General features: G+C 48.9%; 26 protein-coding genes. All 26 read left to right on the top strand.

All coding sequences use genetic code 11. From position 1 onward, the window contains the following. The first annotated feature begins 7 nt into the window (after positions 1 to 7). The 26 genes from VRUMOI_RS18470 (at position 8) to VRUMOI_RS18350 (ending at position 16,037) form a co-directional block, all read left to right on the top strand. Complete coding sequence (locus VRUMOI_RS18470) at positions 8 to 343, top strand: hypothetical protein (protein WP_038220028.1); 336 nt, start codon at positions 8 to 10, stop codon at positions 341 to 343. 268 nt (positions 344 to 611) lie between these two features. Then, positions 612 to 1,151, top strand: a complete 540-nt coding sequence (locus tag VRUMOI_RS18465) for a hypothetical protein (RefSeq protein ID WP_071681730.1) — start codon at positions 612 to 614, stop codon at positions 1,149 to 1,151. 80 nt (positions 1,152 to 1,231) lie between these two features. Then, a complete protein-coding gene (locus tag VRUMOI_RS18460; protein ID WP_071681728.1) occupies positions 1,232 to 1,732 on the top strand; it encodes a hypothetical protein in 501 nt (166 codons plus the stop codon). A gap of 73 nt (positions 1,733 to 1,805) precedes the next feature. After that, positions 1,806 to 2,690, top strand: a complete 885-nt coding sequence (locus VRUMOI_RS18455) for a DNA adenine modification methylase (RefSeq protein ID WP_071681775.1) — start codon at positions 1,806 to 1,808, stop codon at positions 2,688 to 2,690. A gap of 64 nt (positions 2,691 to 2,754) precedes the next feature. Then, positions 2,755 to 2,979, top strand: coding sequence for a class I ribonucleotide reductase maintenance protein YfaE (gene yfaE, locus VRUMOI_RS18450; protein WP_021293651.1), 225 nt, complete (start codon positions 2,755 to 2,757; stop codon positions 2,977 to 2,979). Between the two features lie 61 nt (positions 2,980 to 3,040). Continuing rightward, the gene (locus tag VRUMOI_RS18445; protein WP_021293652.1) at positions 3,041 to 3,430 is read left to right on the top strand and encodes a hypothetical protein; all 390 of its coding nucleotides are present in this window, start codon (positions 3,041 to 3,043) and stop codon (positions 3,428 to 3,430) included. Next, entirely contained in the window at positions 3,420 to 3,866 is a 447-nt protein-coding gene (locus tag VRUMOI_RS18440) for a hypothetical protein (RefSeq protein ID WP_089140442.1), read from the top strand. Before VRUMOI_RS18445 ends, VRUMOI_RS18440 begins: the two co-directional genes overlap by 11 nt. A 4-nt stretch (positions 3,867 to 3,870) precedes the next feature. After that, positions 3,871 to 4,146: a hypothetical protein gene (locus VRUMOI_RS18435; RefSeq protein ID WP_089140441.1), complete on the top strand. Its 276-nt coding sequence runs from the start codon at positions 3,871 to 3,873 to the stop codon at positions 4,144 to 4,146. Positions 4,147 to 4,203: 57 nt separating this feature from the next. Further along, the gene (locus VRUMOI_RS18430) at positions 4,204 to 4,395 is read left to right on the top strand and encodes a hypothetical protein (RefSeq protein ID WP_071681719.1); all 192 of its coding nucleotides are present in this window, start codon (positions 4,204 to 4,206) and stop codon (positions 4,393 to 4,395) included. Between the two features lie 68 nt (positions 4,396 to 4,463). After that, on the top strand, positions 4,464 to 4,817 hold the full coding sequence (locus VRUMOI_RS18425; protein ID WP_231897577.1) for a topoisomerase II: 354 nt from the start codon (positions 4,464 to 4,466) through the stop codon (positions 4,815 to 4,817). Positions 4,818 to 5,009: 192 nt separating this feature from the next. Then, positions 5,010 to 5,354 carry a hypothetical protein gene (locus tag VRUMOI_RS18420; protein ID WP_071681718.1) on the top strand — a complete coding sequence of 115 codons (345 nt, stop codon included), beginning with the start codon at positions 5,010 to 5,012 and terminating at the stop codon, positions 5,352 to 5,354. 77 nt (positions 5,355 to 5,431) lie between these two features. Next, on the top strand, positions 5,432 to 5,734 hold the full coding sequence (locus tag VRUMOI_RS18415; protein WP_071681717.1) for a hypothetical protein: 303 nt from the start codon (positions 5,432 to 5,434) through the stop codon (positions 5,732 to 5,734). Positions 5,735 to 5,811: 77 nt separating this feature from the next. Next, positions 5,812 to 7,437, top strand: coding sequence for a DNA cytosine methyltransferase (locus tag VRUMOI_RS18410; protein WP_071681715.1), 1,626 nt, complete (start codon positions 5,812 to 5,814; stop codon positions 7,435 to 7,437). Between the two features lie 60 nt (positions 7,438 to 7,497). Further along, positions 7,498 to 7,929 carry a hypothetical protein gene (locus VRUMOI_RS18405; RefSeq protein WP_174208833.1) on the top strand — a complete coding sequence of 144 codons (432 nt, stop codon included), beginning with the start codon at positions 7,498 to 7,500 and terminating at the stop codon, positions 7,927 to 7,929. A 72-nt stretch (positions 7,930 to 8,001) separates the two neighbouring features. Continuing rightward, complete coding sequence (locus VRUMOI_RS18400) at positions 8,002 to 8,556, top strand: hypothetical protein (protein ID WP_071681713.1); 555 nt, start codon at positions 8,002 to 8,004, stop codon at positions 8,554 to 8,556. A 236-nt stretch (positions 8,557 to 8,792) separates the two neighbouring features. Next, a complete protein-coding gene (locus VRUMOI_RS18395) occupies positions 8,793 to 9,086 on the top strand; it encodes a hypothetical protein (protein ID WP_071681711.1) in 294 nt (97 codons plus the stop codon). Positions 9,087 to 9,153: 67 nt separating this feature from the next. Then, a complete protein-coding gene (locus tag VRUMOI_RS18390; RefSeq protein WP_071681709.1) occupies positions 9,154 to 9,540 on the top strand; it encodes a hypothetical protein in 387 nt (128 codons plus the stop codon). An 88-nt stretch (positions 9,541 to 9,628) separates the two neighbouring features. Next, positions 9,629 to 12,082, top strand: a complete 2,454-nt coding sequence (locus VRUMOI_RS18385; RefSeq protein ID WP_089140439.1) for an adenine nucleotide alpha hydrolase family protein — start codon at positions 9,629 to 9,631, stop codon at positions 12,080 to 12,082. A gap of 203 nt (positions 12,083 to 12,285) precedes the next feature. After that, the gene (locus VRUMOI_RS18380) at positions 12,286 to 12,489 is read left to right on the top strand and encodes a hypothetical protein (RefSeq protein WP_013141582.1); all 204 of its coding nucleotides are present in this window, start codon (positions 12,286 to 12,288) and stop codon (positions 12,487 to 12,489) included. 71 nt (positions 12,490 to 12,560) lie between these two features. After that, positions 12,561 to 13,166 (top strand): 5'-deoxynucleotidase, encoded by a 606-nt coding sequence (yfbR, locus tag VRUMOI_RS18375; RefSeq protein ID WP_071681624.1) that lies wholly within the window; start codon positions 12,561 to 12,563, stop codon positions 13,164 to 13,166. After that, on the top strand, positions 13,159 to 13,425 hold the full coding sequence (locus tag VRUMOI_RS18370) for a hypothetical protein (RefSeq protein ID WP_071681622.1): 267 nt from the start codon (positions 13,159 to 13,161) through the stop codon (positions 13,423 to 13,425). Before yfbR ends, VRUMOI_RS18370 begins: the two co-directional genes overlap by 8 nt. After that, a complete protein-coding gene (locus VRUMOI_RS18365) occupies positions 13,422 to 13,634 on the top strand; it encodes a hypothetical protein (RefSeq protein WP_071681620.1) in 213 nt (70 codons plus the stop codon). Before VRUMOI_RS18370 ends, VRUMOI_RS18365 begins: the two co-directional genes overlap by 4 nt. Before the next feature lie 69 nt (positions 13,635 to 13,703). Then, positions 13,704 to 14,261 (top strand): pyruvate dehydrogenase, encoded by a 558-nt coding sequence (locus tag VRUMOI_RS18360; protein ID WP_071681618.1) that lies wholly within the window; start codon positions 13,704 to 13,706, stop codon positions 14,259 to 14,261. A 75-nt stretch (positions 14,262 to 14,336) separates the two neighbouring features. Beyond that, on the top strand, positions 14,337 to 15,188 hold the full coding sequence (locus VRUMOI_RS18355; protein ID WP_071681616.1) for an NgrC: 852 nt from the start codon (positions 14,337 to 14,339) through the stop codon (positions 15,186 to 15,188). Positions 15,189 to 15,394: 206 nt separating this feature from the next. Beyond that, complete coding sequence (locus VRUMOI_RS19330; protein WP_013141588.1) at positions 15,395 to 15,544, top strand: hypothetical protein; 150 nt, start codon at positions 15,395 to 15,397, stop codon at positions 15,542 to 15,544. A 106-nt stretch (positions 15,545 to 15,650) separates the two neighbouring features. Continuing rightward, positions 15,651 to 16,037 (top strand): hypothetical protein, encoded by a 387-nt coding sequence (locus VRUMOI_RS18350; RefSeq protein WP_071681614.1) that lies wholly within the window; start codon positions 15,651 to 15,653, stop codon positions 16,035 to 16,037. Positions 16,038 to 16,075: the final 38 nt, after the last annotated feature.

Here is a 16,075-nt window from a genome sequence, read left to right as displayed (position 1 = left end):
AGAGTCTATGAATCAATTCCATCCTTCCTTGGATTTGTATCATCGGAACAAAGGTAAAAGGGCCATAGTGCCTGATACGCCTTTCATACTGCTTGCCAAGCGCATTCCTCCAATGTACTGGAGACTTTTCCAAGGTGTTACCTTGGATAGTCGTATGGGATACACAGGCAGGCGGCAGTTCCACAATCTTGGGCAAGCAATTGATTGGGCAAAGTCATCAGTTGGTGATTCCTGGTCAAATAAGAGCTTTCGTAAGCCAGTTGGCCTCGATACCTTACTTGTCTGTACTGCGAGCAAGGTGCCTGAACATCTGGTCGAAGAACTGAAAAGGCGTGTTAGTTGATACGTCTTTGATCTTTGCACCCTAAAAGGGCAGTTTGAGCGTTCCTGTTCACACTGCTCTCGTGGAACAATCAAAGTGAGGAGGGAATACCCTCCCACTTTCTCAGATGCCTTCGCTGAGGGTTGCTGAGAAAGTGAGTTTTGTTCTCTTCGGAGAGCGAAAACGTGCGATAGCTGGTCGCCTAAAACAAACAGCATTAAACCTCAGCCTAAGGGCGCACTGCGCCTGTCAGGCTCTGTGTGCCCCAAAATTACTTTAAGGAGCGCACATGTCTCATTTAACTAATCTGAAATCCGTAATGGTCTCTCTTGCCGCCGAACATAAGCTGCCTGAAATCTACAAAGATGACATCACTACCGATGTGGAGTCTCTGGAAAGATTTGATGGTTTGCGTTTGGTATGGCTGTTGCGAGATTGCGGCAGCGTTTTGGTGCCAACGGAAGTTGGTGTCAATCCGATCTATATCACCCATTGGCTGTGGTCTAACCACGGTCAGCAGGTGGTTCCGTTCTCTGTAGATACCCGCACGGGGTTGATTGAAAAAATCGACTTTGAGCAAGCTGAAAAGCTAATCATGCAGATGCCTTGCAATCTATCGTCATTGCAGAACAAGGAATATTTGGTTGACCAAGTAAACCGAGTTTTGAAACGTGGTTGTGAAATGCGTATCTGGGGTATCTTCGAGTCTCCAAGTTCGGTCGAGTCTGTAGGTGGTTGGAAAGAGTGGCAGAGCTATTTCAGCTCTACTGGGAATCGGCTGATGGCTGATTTTATTGGTAAAGCCATTCGATTTACGAACCCACATTAATCCGCCGTTCAATTAATAACCCTATGGGGCCTCAATAGCCCTGAGGGGCAGGGGCTCTGCAATCGCAATAAGGAGCCCTTATGAAAAAATTATCAGCTTTGGAATCAGTTCTTAACCACGACAAACCTTCTCGACGTTTTCTTGATGGACTCAACGAAAACCAGATGAAGGACCTGTCAGGAGAGATATTCGCCAAGCTCTATTGGAGCAAGCGTAATCCCCAGTGGTACGAGAAAGACACCAAGCGGCTGTTTGCACGACTTCGTTGGATTCAGCGCATCATCAAGAAGCGTTTAAAGACCGGCAAAGTTAAACCTGAACTGACTGAAAATGGTTCAGTGATGGAACGCTTTAGCTTTCCCTGCGGTGACACTCTCGATTTCTTCCGTCGGTACTTGCGCCATCCCAAATGGGAGGTTATGTACCAAGATTCGGGGTGCAGTGCCTTTTGGAAAAATGAAGCAACGCTTGAGCTATGCACCTACTGCGAAGGTGATGTTGTCATGATGAAGGCTCCCGATAAAGTTGCTTTCTTTCGTGATTGCAATCGCCTTAGCTGGTGGTATGCAGATAACGCTTGATCTTAATCCCTAACCAGGGGCGAACCTGCCCCTGATGGGAGCATGGTGCGCCCCATCTATGATGGAGGACGCCATGTTCAAATCATCAGTATGCTCCTACGAAAATAGGGGGCCTTACGGAAACAACAAGTACAGAGGTAACTGCTCAGGCTTTATTGTGAAGGACTTTATTGAATCCTACATGAGAAAGCCTAATGGTCTGGTGGCCGATCCCAGTGTAGGGGGAGGTTCCAGTATCGACGTTGCCAATGAACTTGGTATCCGTTTCAAAGGAACAGACTTGCATCAGGGATTCAATCTGCTGCGGGATGACTTCCTTTCGTTCCTGGGAGAGCCTGCCCACCTTATCTGGTGGCATCCTCCCTACTGGGACATGATTCAGTATTCCGGTATGCAGTGGGGCGAGCCCAACAAATGGGACATGAGTCGCATGAACTTGCCGGAGTTCGTTGAAGCTCTGGAGCTGGCTGTTATGAACATTCATGACGCCTGCGAGCGAGGGGGACACTACGGAATACTTATGGGAAACCTGAGGCGAGATGGGGACTATTACAACCTCTCTAGCCTTGTAGAACGTATAGCGCCTGGGAAGCTGGTGGATGAGATCATAAAAACGCAGCACAACTGTGTGAGTGATCGAACTCAGTATTCTGGGAAGCTGGTGCGTATCGCCCATGAGAAACTGTTGGTGTTTCGTCGTAACGACGTTGCCTCATCGCTTAGTCTTCTTGCTGCGGTTCACCGTCGAGCAACCAATATGGTTTCGACAACATGGAAAGCTGCAATACGGCGTGTCCTGCAAGGGAAGACGTTGAAGCTGGAGCAGATTTATCAAGAGATCGAACCTTATGCAAAGCATCGAGAGAATAACCACTGGCAAGCAAAGGTCAGGCAGGTTCTCCAAGATGCCAGGTTCTTTATTCGCATCGAGGTAGGTGTCTATGCACTTGCTGAGTAGCCCAACCGGGGCGTGACATCCCGGAAGGGGTGGTCGCGCTCATCAATAACTAAGGAGCGTGACCATGAACGTACAACTGCAAGCCAGCAACAATGTTCTGCTGGAACAAATCGAAAATAAAGGCCTCACTGTTGAAACGCATTGTCGCAGTGGCTTTTGTGGCATGTGCCGGGTTCGTCTTCTCAAAGGTCAAGTGGCCTATGACGAGATCCCCGTCGCATTTGTCAAAGAAGGGGAAGTGTTGGTTTGCTGCGCTAAAGCAAAAACTGATGTGACCTTGGAAATTTAACCCATCCGGAGGGGCCTTTCCTGCGGGTGGGGCTCCTCTATCCATCACGAGGAGAAACACTATGTCTATCAAAACCAAAGTTGAACAAATCGCATACGGTCATGCTACTGCTCAAGTGCTCAGTGAACTGGGTCAACAAGAGAATTGGTACAAGGCTTATGAGTATTTGTCTGAGTGCGTAGAGCGGGGAGATGAGCCTGATGATCTGATCGTTTGGCAACCGTTTGAGCACTGGGAGTGGAAAGACATTCTGGAACAAATCGAAAGCGAAGCCGAGTCTCTGCTTTCGACAATTAAGTCGGTTTTGGCATTGGCCCACAAAGGCATCATACAGTCAGCGATTGATTGTTCTCTGGATTCGGACATGACCCAGCTAGACCTGATTGGAATGGTCGAACTTGGCAATGACATCGAAGAAAGCGAGAGGGCTGGAGGTGGCTATGCAGCTTAACCGATACACGGCCAGAGAATCTGATAAAGGTCGGATTCTCCGGACTATAGGTTGGTGCAAACGCAACCACCTTACACTTGCCGGTCTTCCATACGACGACAACCTTGCTGGGAGCGAGGGGATCAGCCTGGAGATAATCACTCCACCAGGTATGTCGAGGGAAATGCTGGAGCAAGCTGTCAGAGAAGGGTATTCGGAACGAGATGTTGTCAGACATCGCATTCTGGAGTGCCCCGTCGGCTGGTTCATGGAAGCTGATGGCAAGTCATTTGATCATGAATTATTCCACGATTACGTGGTTGCTCATGGTTATGGCGAGCCTTCCAGTGAAGCCTATGAGCTGGCGGAACGATGGTTCTGGCAAGGTAACGATTATGCGTTGATAGCAGCGGAGATAGTTGCTCGTGATCTTTGTGTTCGTGATGACGAGGATTGAGCCTATGACCGCTGTAGCGCATATAGCAGCAGATAACCTTTTACCAGCCTGTGGTGGTACAGAGAAGCCGTTTACCGTCAGTGGTAGGCAATGGCTTTACTGTTACCACCCTGCTAGTGGAAGGCACTGCTACTTAGATCTCGATAACGACCATCCAGTTTGGCATCGAGGATTCCATCCCGCTTTTCATCCTGAGTTTGAGTTTGCTGACGAAGCTGAATTGCCTCAGTCAGTCAAGCAAAAGCCGGATCATGAAGAGCCGGAGGATTTTTACTTTTAACCCTCGGGGCTGCTCTTCCTGATGGGAGACGGTCCCACATTCTCAAAGGAGAAGACCATGACAGATCACAGTCAAACGATTGTGTTCCCAGGGAACAATGTTGAATCACTTGCTGAGGCTAACGCCATGTTGAGCGCTGTGTCGGAAGATGCACGTAAAGCAAGCAATCTGAAAGACAAGTGTGACCTTGAATCACTTCAAATCTGGCTGGAAGAGAGTATCAACTCTCAACTGGCAGGCGCGAAGTAACTATGACTGTAACCCCACTGGGGGCTTCATGCCCCCGTGGGGGCATGGTGCCCATAAAAGGAGCCACCATGAACGCAGTAAAGATGATCCAGAAGGAAAGCCAGCTTGAGCTGCCTCTTTTCTTCTTGGACGAAGAGCCGAAAACCGCAGAAGTTATTCCATTTGAGCCAAGGCTTGAATGGTCTGATGATGAGGTGAAGCAGTTAAGATATGGGCTTCTATGGCACAGCCTTAGGGTCCTGGCAGATGGTCGAGCAGGAACTGAAATCAAGCAGGAAACTATGGAGTGGATGATGTCCGACGAGGTGCATCCTTTCTCATTTGTGGCCTGCTGCGGTGAAGCAGGTTACGATCCATCTGGAATAAGGGAAGGCGTGAAGTCTATCCTAAACCGCTTAGCGCGGGTTAAAGCGGGGGGTTAACCCCCTGCTTTCCCAGTGGCATCGACTTTCACATGTGAAAGTTTTGTGCCACTCGGAAAGCAAGATTTTGCTCTCTTACGAGAGTGAATAGTGAGGTAGCTGGCCTCCTCAAACAAACAGCATTCAACTTAACCCTTGGGGGATCACTGCCCCTGGGGCTGGTGGTTCCCTGTCAAACATGGAGCCACAACTATGACTACTCTTGCCAGCTTTGCGAATCCGATTTCTGTTATTCAACTCTCACCAACCAGTGGGGTGTTTGGCTCAAATCAGTTCGTAGGAGACAAAGAGGGATTTGTACAAAAGGTGCTCGGGAAGTGGTACTGCAATCCAGGGAATACCATTCCCGTTGAGAGCATGTCCCACCTAGAGCAGGCTGAGAAACTGTATGACTTTTATGTCAAGTATCTCCAAGTGAAAGAAAAGACCTCTGTGAACCTTGGACGGGTGCTGCATAAGCTGTACAGCACTGGTTCTATCAAGGAGGCAGAGATCGCTCTTGAAGCAATAAAAACTCAGGCTGGCGTGACAGCTTGATCAATCAATCAACCCTAAGCCGGGTGCATCCGCCCGGCTCGGGACGTGGTGCGCCCCCAAACTAATTGGAGAGCATCATGGAAAAACATAACCTCAAATCTGGATTCAGCATCTATTTCGCTGACGTCCATTTCGAGAAACAAGTCTACGCATTCGGCTCAGGACTTGGCTTCACCTCTGTGATTTACGCCTACTCGCTGGGCCGAGATCCGGAAGAAGCTGAAAAGCTGGCGCTTGAGAAGTACGACTCTGACGATACGAAGGTGAAAAAGGTACATGTCAATCTGGCTCGCAGCCAGGACATTAACCGCTACACCTTTCCTGAACATATGGCTGGCTTTGCTAATGCCATTCAGTCTCACGGCGTTGCTGTGAACTGAGAACCACTTTAAACCCATCGGGGCCATTACTTCCCGATTGGGACGGTAGTGGCCTCTCAACCGAAAGGAGAGAGCTCATGGCTACTATCGTAAACACTAAGTTAGGAGAACATCGAGGCAAGAAGCGCGTTTGGCTGGAAGGTCAAAAGCTACTGCGTGAAGGTTACTATCCTGGCATGAAGTACGATCTGGAATTGAAAGACTCCCAGGTTGTGCTCCGAGTCAAAGAGGAAGGTAAATTCACCATCAGCAAGCGTGAGCGCAATGGCCGAGTGTATCCAATCATCGATCTGACCGCGCAGGAACTCGCTACCGTTTTTGACGGCGTAGAGATGCTCCGCGTGTTCATTCGTAACGGCGCTATCGTGATCTCCGCTCACCATCAGCAAGAGCGAGTGATCGAGCGTGTCAACAGGCTTATCAGTAAGCTGGAGAATGGAGAATCGCTGTCAGTATGCAGCCTCTTTCATGGGGGTGGTGTGCTCGACAAAGCGGTTCACGCCGGTTTTCACAAGGCGGGAATTGCCAGTGCCATATCTGTGGCCGTGGAGATGGAAGGGAAATATCTCGATTCGTCTTTGGCAAATAACCCCGAGCTCTGGAATGAAGATTCAATAGTTATCGAATCACCAATCCAGGCAGTGAATCTCAGCAAGCGCCCACCGCAGGTGGATGTCTTGATGGGGGGAATACCTTGTACCGGCGCATCGAAGTCAGGTCGTAGTAAGAACAAACTGGAGTTTGCCGAATCGCATGAGGCGGCAGGTGCTATGTTCTTTAATTTCCTGCAATTCGTAGAAGCGCTAAACCCAGCCGTTGTGTTGATTGAGAACGTGCCCGAGTACCAGAACACAGCTTCGATGGAAGTTATCCGTTCTGTACTCTCTTCGTTGGGCTACTCCCTACAAGAGCGCATTCTCGACGGCAATGAGTTTGGGGTTATTGAACGCCGCAAGCGTCTTTGTGTCGTTGCGCTTTCCCACGGGATCGACGGTTTTGAGCTTGCGAAGGTTCAGCCTGTTCGTACCAAGGAAAGCCGCATCCACGAAATCCTTGAGCCGGTGCCTCTCGATTCTGAACGTTGGAAGTCATTTGACTATCTGGCTGATAAGGAATTGAGAGACAAAGCCGCTGGCAAGGGGTTCTCTCGTCAGCTCCTGACTGGATATGATGAGTATTGCGGCACCATAGGTAAGGACTATGCAAAATGCAGAAGTACCGAGCCTTTCATTGTTCATCCGGAACAGCCTGAGTTGTCTCGCATCTTTACACCGATAGAACATTGTCGAGTGAAGGGGATACCAGAGGAGCTCATCCAAGGTCTATCGGACACAGTTGCCCACCAGATTCTCGGGCAATCTGTAGTCTTTCCCGCGTTCGAGGCTTTAGCCCTCGCATTAGGGAAGAGTCTTTGGAACTGGGTTGGAATGATGCCGATCATGGTCGAAGTCGTGGATGAGTCACAGCCGGTTATCGGTGGTGAAGACTTCCATTGGGCAACGGCTCTGGTTGATGCAAAGGGCACTCTCAAGCTGTCACCGACAGCAGAAAGACAGGGGATGCCCTTCAACATTATGGACGGTCAATTGGCTGTCTATTCACCTAATGGAACCAAAAAAAGCTGCGGCCATGAACCTTGCGAATATCTCCCGGTAATGATGACCGGAGACGCAATTGTGGTCACTTCATCTTTGGTTCATTAGTAACTCACCGGAGCAATGCCGAAAGGTCTTTGCTCCGGCCTATCCGTAAGGAGAGTAATTATGAAAATCGAAACTGTTGTGCCTTTACCTCCCGAGGATTCAGGCCTTCAATACTGCATTGCCAGGTTCCATAACCGCAATATGGATTCCAAGCGAAAAGACAAAACCCGTTTTTTCAGGAGGGAGCCGGTTATGATCGTAAACCCAGAGACCAAAGCAAAGGTACTCCGGTATGCGATGGGCAACCCTGGGAATTTATCCATCACCAAGCTGGCGGTCGCGCTGGATTACGATGCGGTAGATGCTCTGGGTGTTCGTTTTAAAGACACTGTAAATCTTGAGGTTCGCAGAGCCAGGCGCTGGGAAGTCTGGCAGTGGTTCTGGAATCATCCGGATCAAAGTGTCCAACTGTCAATCAAACTGGGCGTGGTTGGTGCTGTGTTGGGAGTCATGGGCTTCCTGACCGGCGTAGCTCCGTACCTCTTGGGATAAACCAATAAGCCGTTAACGGGCAATGTAAGTCCGGAGACGGCTTGCATTGCTCTCTCGAAAGTGGAGAGTCAAATGAATACATTGGAACAACTTGTAAATCAGAGGGTGCTTGAGGAAGGTCTGAAAAAGGCGAAGCCATTGGCCGCGCAAATGGGGCTTGAATCAGTACCTGATGAGATGCTTGAAATGATCTGCCCGAACTTGAACTACTCAGGGCAATTTACGCCAGCTCTGTACGCAAGATTTCAAAGCGTAAAGCGATTGCTGAAAGAGTTGTCGGAACAAACCTCACCGAAGCACGGGCATATTGTGAAGTTTACCTACCAATATGGGAGCTACGACGAGTCTGCTTTGCTGTTCAAAGAAGGAGACGTCAGAAACGAGAACCTGATTGCTTGTGTAGGTGGAAAAACGCTGAACCTCGGAGAATTAGAGCTTCGAGATTATGGGCTCGATATGCACATTGGTTGCGGTGGCCCATTTGAGCCGATCTCAGAATCGCAGATTCAGTCGTTGTCTGAGTTTGACTTTTATGAGACGACCTACAGATTTTGGGGCCAGAATCCATGTGGAAATGGGTTGATAGAGATCACCGTTCCTATGAAGCGTTGGTTCTTGACTGTGTAGGTTCAACCTGAGTGCGCCGAGAAATCGGCGTACCTTTCCCTGAAAATGGGTAATAAGCGCAGGGGGGGAACCCCCTCGCTTTCCCAAGCATCTCGCTCTACCTGGATGTTTCGGAAAGTGCCTTAGGCGCTCAAGTGCGGTAGCTGGCTGCCAAAAACAAACAGTAAATTATCAACCCTGCCGGGGATAGCTCTCCGGTAGGAGACTATCTCCAAAAAACTTATGGAGATATAGATATGTCAAATTTCGATCAAATAGCAACCGTACACAAACTTACGGTTGTGAGAAAAGTTGATAAACATGACTCAGAATTCGATGTTTACTTATGTGAAGACCATCTCGGTAACGAATGGGCTTTATCAAAAGAAGGGGAGCCTGAGTATGCTGAATGGGGTGTTTACAATTATATCGTTCGTAACGATGTTTTTATGATCACCACTCCTGTATCACTACCTTGTATGACATTGGAGCTTGTAGAGCTTCCCAAAGATTATAAAGGTGAGCTACAAGTCGGTATGTCAATTAACTAGATTATTAACCCTGACGGGAGATCCTCCTGTCAGGGGATCTCCGTCACAAACTGGATGGAGATATAGCATGTCTAAAAACGTCAACGATGTTTTTTCAAACCGAACTTCTTTGGAATGTACTGTGAATGCAGCGCTGGATCGTCGTATCGGTCTGCGTGTCGGGTTCCCTCATTACCGAGAAGGGGCAAACGGTGTGGTTTGTGAGATCGAAGCAGAGTACCCATTGCTCAACACTCATTCGAGTGTTGCATGGCCCCTGATCGATGAGCTCAACAGTTACACCATCCAAAAAAACCAATCGCTCATTGATCACATTGATAATGCGATTGCTGAGTTGTTGAAACACAAGGCTCGTCTACAGCTTGATATTCAAAAGCTGCAAGACGGTGACATTGATCTGGTTAAACAGGCCAAGCGGCAATACGACGACAATCAAATGTCGAGTACCAGCTAGTGAGGCTCTGATAGGCAGTTTCAATTTTAACCCTACCGGGGTGCTTTATCCCGGAAGGGATGGGCACCCTGCTAATCCAGGAGGCCCTATGCAACAAACATTAAACTTTGATCTATCAGAACACCCCCTCCCTGTGCTTTTGCGTGGGGATAAGTGGGATTCTGTTTGGTCAGAACTGACTGATAACGAGGATTTGAACTTCGTTGATGCCAGTAGAGGAACCAGTCTGTCATCGTTGATCACGTCATCGGTTGAGGCCATTCACACGGCCTTAATTGATGGATGGACCATGATGATCGGCTATTCCAGTGGTAAAGATTCTGAAACGGTCTTGCATCTGTTCCTGATGGCCCTGATCCGGGCTGTCAGGAGTGGGGCGACCATCAGCCAACACCACTTCATCTTGCACACTGACACACTGATCGAAAGCCCTGAGGTAAGGTGGCTGGCGGATCAGAAACTGGCCGAGCTGGAGCGTTTCATTGCGAAGGAAAACCTTCCTCTGACCATCGTTCTAGCAAAGCCTGGGATCTCGCAGAGTTGGACGGGCCGAATCCTTACTGGGAGGGGGTTGCCTACGTTTTCCAACTCCACGGCCCGCCAGTGTAGCCAGGATTTAAAAATCACCTCGGCCAAAAGAGCGAAGGCAGCTTATATGCGAGAGCTTCCCAAAGAGGTTCGGCAGAAAGTCTGCCTTTTGCTGGGCAGTCGTGATGCTGAAAGCACTATTCGTGCAGCCAACATTGCAAAACAGCGAGGAAGCTCAGATCGCGTCATTAAGACGAAGGATGGGGGTGAGCTGTATGTAGTGAAAAACTGGTTGGCGAGTGATGTATGGGAGTTCTTGTTATCCGCTGGCATGGACTCAAAATATCCTCTGCCAAGTTACTTGGAGAGCAATGTCACTACGGCAGAGCTCTACAAGGCGGCAACAGGAGAGTGCGTGTGGTCGGCAACAGAGAAAAAGGCCAGTGACGCCTGTGGCGCTCGCTTCGGTTGCTGGGCTTGCCAGGCTGTTGGGTTGGATAAGTCAATGGAGACATTGCTTACCACGGACCCTGAAAGGCATGGCTACATGTCAGGGCTGAACCGCATCCAGCGCTACTTGGCTAAGCGCCGGTACGCATGGGAAGACCGCCATCCCGTAGGTCGAACGATTTACGAGGGTGGATACATCAAAATACAGCCTGACGTTTACAGTCCTGTTTTCCTTGAGCGATTGCTTCATGTCTGTTGCAGTATGGACTACATGGAGCAAAAGAGAGCTGATGAGCTGGCTTACAAGCTGGCTACTGGACAAGCAGAGGATAACGACTGGAACCGTCGAATGGCAGAGCCACAATTCCGGATCATATCGGAAGAGGCTTTAGTCCATATCGACTTCATGTGGGCCTTCCATCATTTCAATGATAAGCCTTTCCATGCTCTGGAGATTTACCACAGGGTTTGGTCGATGGGTGATCTGGACTTGCTGGAAGATGAGCCGCAGTGTGAAACCGTTCCTCAGTCACCAATTCCGAAGCCATTGTGGTTGAAGGTTGGACGATGGGGCGATGGTTCGCTTTCTGATGGCTTGGCCGATCCGTTAGCGGAAATGGTTTACTTTGACGGCGGGGATGACCCGTTGGCAACGAAAGTAATCAATACCTCAGACGGAAAGAGAAGGGTGGTTTGTTTCGCAGAAGATGATGAGGTGAAAGTCGATCCCGACTCCGCTGCGTTCATCATCTGGAACGAATACCCGCGACTAAGAGAGTCTGTGCTAAAGGGACATTATACGCCTGGCAGCGCTGCTCAGTTTTACCTTAGGTTTGGAGCAATCCAGCTTGCGAAAGGAAAAGGCGCTTTGTATCACCGCATGATGCAAAGAGGCCAAACCTACCACCAGATGGGCCTTACTGGGCTCCAGACGATGGAAGGAATCCAACAACGTAAGGATGTCAAAGTGCTTAGCGATGCCAAGTACAAAGATTTGGTTATGCGAAAAATCAAAGGAAGACTGGCAACTGTACGCTGGTGGGTAAACTTGCACTTAACGTTCAAGTACCACCTGCACCACCGGACTCCGACAGGTTTGTTCATCGAGAAGCAGCTCAACCAGGAAGTAATGGAAGAACAGAAGCGGCATCAAGCACGATGGTTTAACTACGTGACCGATGCAATGCTATGTTACTCCAGTGCATTCTGTATGAGCGTCATGGAAGGGCGAGAAGGAAGCGGAAACGCTAACATCCGCCGCTACATGATAGCGACCAGAAGAAAGGCTTATACGGCGCTCTGTGAGCTCCTAAACAATACTGATGCACCTTGGGTGTCTGATGTGTTGCAGGGGGCATTGGGGCAGTATGAGTCGATACAGGCAGCTTTAACCGAAGGTTCAGCGCTGACTATTTATCTGGATTGGATCAACCTACTGTCAAAACGTCACCCAGCCTCTTTGGAACGACATGTCAGAACGATGATCAAGGCGGTTCAACGCAAACATCGTCGTAACGGCACAGAGTTGCAAAGAGGACAACAAGGCTTGTCCTTGGCCGCATAAAATGCCCTCCTTCGGGAGGGCTTTTTCTCTTGCACCCCAAAAGGGCAATTACAGCGTTTTACCCTTGTACATGCCTGTCATACTCTTTGCTTATTGTCAGCGTTTGCTGGCTATAACGGTAGCTGGCCTAAAACAGCAATAAACTTACCCCTCGGGAGGAAAACCCCTCCTGGGTTTCTCTCCCATAACCAAAGGAGAGAAGCATGAGCCTAAAAAAGTTAAGTCGGCTGGTGGACCAACAACGAAAGACCCAGGATGAAATCAATGATGAAATCATTCTGGCCGTCAAAGAGGTGTTGGCTACCAATTCAGTCGGTTTAGCCCGTGAGCTTGTTGGGGGTGTCCCGCAAGATCATCCATTCCATCCGTTTTTACTCGCTATAGCTAAGCAGCTTGACCCGAGATAACTCATTAACCCAACCGGGTATACCAAGGCCCGGTCGGCTTTGGTGTACCTCCAACCAATTTTGGAGGCACTATGTCTAATTCAAATTTCGGCTTTTTAGCTCTGGCCTTGCGCCAACGCCTGATCAAACGCTGGTCACTGATGCACTCTGTTCAACCAGAGTCTGTGTTAGAGCACAGCGCTGTTGTTACCTTACTTTCCTATCTGGCTGGCAATATCGCTATTCAGCAAGGTAAGTCGGTGGATCTGGCAACTATGCTGGCTCATGCTTCTTTGCATGACGCTGCCGAGGTTCTCTGCTCTGATGTTGTAACACCAGTCAAGAAAGCAAATGCTGTTTTGCAGCGTGAGTTTGAAAGATTGGAGAAGGCCGCAGAGGACAAACTCATTCAGACTCTTCCCGTAGAGCTACAGGATGCAGTCGCCATAGCCTTCGCTCCCGGTGGCTATGAACAATCACTGGTTAAGGCCTGTGATACCTACTCCGCTTACATCAAGTGCAAACTTGAGGTGGCCGCAGGTAATGGCATTGAGTTCCAGGATGCGCTTAGCAAAATGGAGCTGGTTGTTGCTCAGGTGAAATTGGACTTTCCGGAAATCGACGCTCTGGATAAATGGTTTGGTAACGGACTCGGCCATTCAGTAGATAAACTGCTGTCAGGGGGTAACGATGACTAACCTACAACCTGGCGAAATCAAGATTAAGGACTTTGGCCGCGACCGGAAATTCCGTTCGGTTGATGAGCTTCAAAGCACTTTGTCTGAACAGTACAAAGGTCAGCATGTCAGTATCGTTTACCCAGCAAAGCCTAACGGGTTACTCCGAACGGTCTTTGTCAGTGTTGATGATGCTGGTGGCGTAAATCAGACCTATGGAGACCAATCTCCAGTCGATTTTTCTGCCATCAAAGATGACCTTTTTGGTGAAATGCTATGAAAGCATCACTAAAATCCTTATCAAAAGAGCAGGTTAATACACTGGCATGTAAGCTAGGGGAAATTCAAAGGTATTTGGCCGAAGATACTGAATTACTCTCTGATTTAAGTGAACTAGGTATTGATTTGTCGTCTGAGATTGATGGCTACGATTGTGTGATAGAAGCTCTATTTGAGTTGCAACAGTTCGCCAATCAAAATCTGTCTTAATAAGTTAACCCTCACTCGGGCGCATCATCCCGAGAGGGTGTGGTGCGTCCTAACTATAAGGAATGCACTATGTCTAACTTTGAACAAGCTCTGGAACGTACTGACGGCAAGACACTGATTCTCAGCAACGGGAGTAAGTGGGCAGGCCAAGACCCGGATAACATTCAGACTTTGCTGGATGTTCTCGGCAACAACGTTCTTGATCCAATGTTTGAGCAGTATCACTGCTACCGTTCTTATCCGTTTGAACCCCTGATTAAGACGGGGCGCAATGATAAGATATTCCAGCCTTGGCTGGGAGCAGCTTGTTTCTTTGGGAACTTTCTTACGGTCTCTCATGTTTTCAACATCATCACGAAAGATGACAGTGTTGTTGAGGCGTTAAATGAGGCGATCCAGAAGAACATAGCGACTGAACAATACCAGCAGTATGCCTATGAGCGTTACGCCGGTTGGTTCTACGTTGAAACTAGCGAAGGGTTTAGGCTTGTATCTCCAAGTGAGGCTGCCGACATCCGTGCTGGCGCAGTTTCAAAGCTGCGTTACCCAAGAAACTTCGAGGTTATGAAAACTGCGGTTATCAAAGGCCCTCGATTCGATGCTGAATTAAGCCGCAAGGCTTCTTAAACCCAAATATTAACCCCACGGGGGACATTAGTCCCTGCGGGGGTGGTGTCTCCCTCTGAAACTAAGGAGATACCAATGATTAAACAGCATTTTCAAAACGAACTGGTTAAGTGCGGATACCCGGATGATCTGAAAATTGAGTACAGTCTCGGGTACTGCCAGGGCGATGGAATGGCATTTTATGGAGACTTGGGCGTTGATGACGTAAAAGCACTCATGAAGCGCCTATTCAGCACTGAGCTCGGCCAAGTAGATGCTGTCAGTCGCGTGAAGAACCTGATGGCACAGAAAGACATTGAGAATATGCTTTTTGTCCTCCGTGAGTATGGTTCCTGTGACTTGTCCATTACCCGGAACAGTTATGGGCATCACTACTGCCACTGGAACTGCATGAACATCGACGACAACGTGGACTTTACAGGGATCTTCCCTGATGATGACACCATGCTAGGAACCGGCATTGAAGCGATTAACCAGGATATGATCGAGCGTTGGCAAGACATCTGGGATCGTTTTGTGTTGGAGCTGGCGGATGATGTGAAAAGCATTTCCAAGAAGCTCGAATCCGACGGATACTCGCTGATAGAGGCATCTCCATGCGAAGAAGAGGTGGTTTGGGAACGGACCACTGAAAACTACCTGGTGCGTGTGACTGAACTCCCTGAGCGGGATTTCGATATGGGCCACTGGGATGACGAAGTACGAGACCAAACAATTTGCTCCATTCTGGAAGGGAAAGAGCGAGTTCTTGGCCTACGAGTTGAGGTACTCTCTCGTGAAAACGAGATAGTTCTGGGTGAAGATAGTCTGCACGGTTTGACCGTTGCCAGTGATGACAAGAGTTACGCTGGTTACAGACGAGAACTTCTCCGGGCTGCTATCCAGCAAACCAGGGACTTCTTCTCTCGCCACCTCAAAGCGGCATAATCAAGGCAGGGGGAAACCCCTGCTTTACTTTCCAAGTCTTTTTACTCATGGTAAAGCCATCAGTAAGCAGATTTTGTTCTCTCCGGAGAGCGAAAACGTGCGATAGCTGGTCGCCAAAAACAAACAGCAAATTAACGTTAATTTACTAATCCCTGCGGGAGTTTATCTCCTGCTGGAGATACCTCCCGTTTTTTCTGGAGGTATCCATGAATAGCAAATTCCAAAATTTTAAGCTGGTTTATCGTCAAGGTGGTCGTCGCTTAGAGCGTGTCTTTACAGACACTCTTTACGTGAATGTGAAGCGTGTCGCTGACTCGTTTCCCCCGACCGTTCTTTGGCGCATCTTGCCAGCGTAAAATTCGGAACCTTAAAGCTCGGCTTTGGCCGTGACCTTTCAATAACCCATGCGGGTACACTTCCCCGCACGGGGTTGGTGTACCCATTAACTTTGGAGTACACCTTATGAACCAATTAGCTAAATTGGACATCGCCCAAATCCGTCAACAAGCCATCAATGATGGACTGCTGGTGGACCAATCTTCCATCGGTAAGCAAGCTGGTTTCCTGACGAATGTGGCAGTGACCCCGGCAATTGTCGATGGTGTATTTGGTGCAGATGGTAAACACTCAGTAGAAGACTTCCTTTTCATGTTTTTGCAGCTTTGTGTTGCTCAAACAAAGGTCGCTTTTACCGACAACAAGAACTGGGGAAAGATTCGTCTTTACTACCCCATGCCTACTGTAGATGGCTTTTTCAAACCCACTGAGGTTGTGATTAAGTCAGATCCTGTAACCGCAGATGTCACAGTCATGATGGCCTCGGAAGAGGGCACCCATTTGTGCTTGTGATATTCACAAAATTCGCCTCCGTTTCGGGGGCGATCTTT

Origin of the sequence: Vibrio rumoiensis, assembly GCF_002218045.2 — a bacterium.
Taxonomy (GTDB): domain Bacteria; phylum Pseudomonadota; class Gammaproteobacteria; order Enterobacterales; family Vibrionaceae; genus Vibrio; species Vibrio rumoiensis.
This window is presented reverse-complemented; position numbering and strand designations above follow the sequence as displayed.

Excerpts from the sequence above, each read along its gene's own strand:
- VRUMOI_RS18365 (WP_071681620.1), top strand. The coding sequence starts at position 13,422 with ATGAAAGCATCACTAAAATCCTTATCAAAAGAGCAGGTTAATACACTG.
- VRUMOI_RS18395 (WP_071681711.1), top strand. The coding sequence starts at position 8,793 with ATGTCAAATTTCGATCAAATAGCAACCGTACACAAACTTACGGTTGTG.
- VRUMOI_RS18455 (WP_071681775.1), top strand. The coding sequence starts at position 1,806 with ATGTTCAAATCATCAGTATGCTCCTACGAAAATAGGGGGCCTTACGGA.
- VRUMOI_RS18350 (WP_071681614.1), top strand. The coding sequence starts at position 15,651 with ATGAACCAATTAGCTAAATTGGACATCGCCCAAATCCGTCAACAAGCC.
- VRUMOI_RS18400 (WP_071681713.1), top strand. The coding sequence starts at position 8,002 with ATGAATACATTGGAACAACTTGTAAATCAGAGGGTGCTTGAGGAAGGT.
- VRUMOI_RS18435 (WP_089140441.1), top strand. The coding sequence starts at position 3,871 with ATGACCGCTGTAGCGCATATAGCAGCAGATAACCTTTTACCAGCCTGT.
- VRUMOI_RS18370 (WP_071681622.1), top strand. The coding sequence starts at position 13,159 with ATGACTAACCTACAACCTGGCGAAATCAAGATTAAGGACTTTGGCCGC.
- yfbR (WP_071681624.1), top strand. The coding sequence starts at position 12,561 with ATGTCTAATTCAAATTTCGGCTTTTTAGCTCTGGCCTTGCGCCAACGC.
- VRUMOI_RS18445 (WP_021293652.1), top strand. The coding sequence starts at position 3,041 with ATGTCTATCAAAACCAAAGTTGAACAAATCGCATACGGTCATGCTACT.
- VRUMOI_RS18390 (WP_071681709.1), top strand. The coding sequence starts at position 9,154 with ATGTCTAAAAACGTCAACGATGTTTTTTCAAACCGAACTTCTTTGGAA.
- VRUMOI_RS18410 (WP_071681715.1), top strand. The coding sequence starts at position 5,812 with ATGGCTACTATCGTAAACACTAAGTTAGGAGAACATCGAGGCAAGAAG.
- VRUMOI_RS18430 (WP_071681719.1), top strand. The coding sequence starts at position 4,204 with ATGACAGATCACAGTCAAACGATTGTGTTCCCAGGGAACAATGTTGAA.
- VRUMOI_RS18425 (WP_231897577.1), top strand. The coding sequence starts at position 4,464 with ATGAACGCAGTAAAGATGATCCAGAAGGAAAGCCAGCTTGAGCTGCCT.
- VRUMOI_RS18355 (WP_071681616.1), top strand. The coding sequence starts at position 14,337 with ATGATTAAACAGCATTTTCAAAACGAACTGGTTAAGTGCGGATACCCG.
- VRUMOI_RS18465 (WP_071681730.1), top strand. The coding sequence starts at position 612 with ATGTCTCATTTAACTAATCTGAAATCCGTAATGGTCTCTCTTGCCGCC.
- VRUMOI_RS18360 (WP_071681618.1), top strand. The coding sequence starts at position 13,704 with ATGTCTAACTTTGAACAAGCTCTGGAACGTACTGACGGCAAGACACTG.
- VRUMOI_RS18470 (WP_038220028.1), top strand. The coding sequence starts at position 8 with ATGAATCAATTCCATCCTTCCTTGGATTTGTATCATCGGAACAAAGGT.
- VRUMOI_RS18415 (WP_071681717.1), top strand. The coding sequence starts at position 5,432 with ATGGAAAAACATAACCTCAAATCTGGATTCAGCATCTATTTCGCTGAC.
- VRUMOI_RS19330 (WP_013141588.1), top strand. The coding sequence starts at position 15,395 with ATGAATAGCAAATTCCAAAATTTTAAGCTGGTTTATCGTCAAGGTGGT.
- yfaE (WP_021293651.1), top strand. The coding sequence starts at position 2,755 with ATGAACGTACAACTGCAAGCCAGCAACAATGTTCTGCTGGAACAAATC.
- VRUMOI_RS18440 (WP_089140442.1), top strand. The coding sequence starts at position 3,420 with ATGCAGCTTAACCGATACACGGCCAGAGAATCTGATAAAGGTCGGATT.
- VRUMOI_RS18405 (WP_174208833.1), top strand. The coding sequence starts at position 7,498 with ATGAAAATCGAAACTGTTGTGCCTTTACCTCCCGAGGATTCAGGCCTT.
- VRUMOI_RS18420 (WP_071681718.1), top strand. The coding sequence starts at position 5,010 with ATGACTACTCTTGCCAGCTTTGCGAATCCGATTTCTGTTATTCAACTC.
- VRUMOI_RS18460 (WP_071681728.1), top strand. The coding sequence starts at position 1,232 with ATGAAAAAATTATCAGCTTTGGAATCAGTTCTTAACCACGACAAACCT.
- VRUMOI_RS18380 (WP_013141582.1), top strand. The coding sequence starts at position 12,286 with ATGAGCCTAAAAAAGTTAAGTCGGCTGGTGGACCAACAACGAAAGACC.
- VRUMOI_RS18385 (WP_089140439.1), top strand. The coding sequence starts at position 9,629 with ATGCAACAAACATTAAACTTTGATCTATCAGAACACCCCCTCCCTGTG.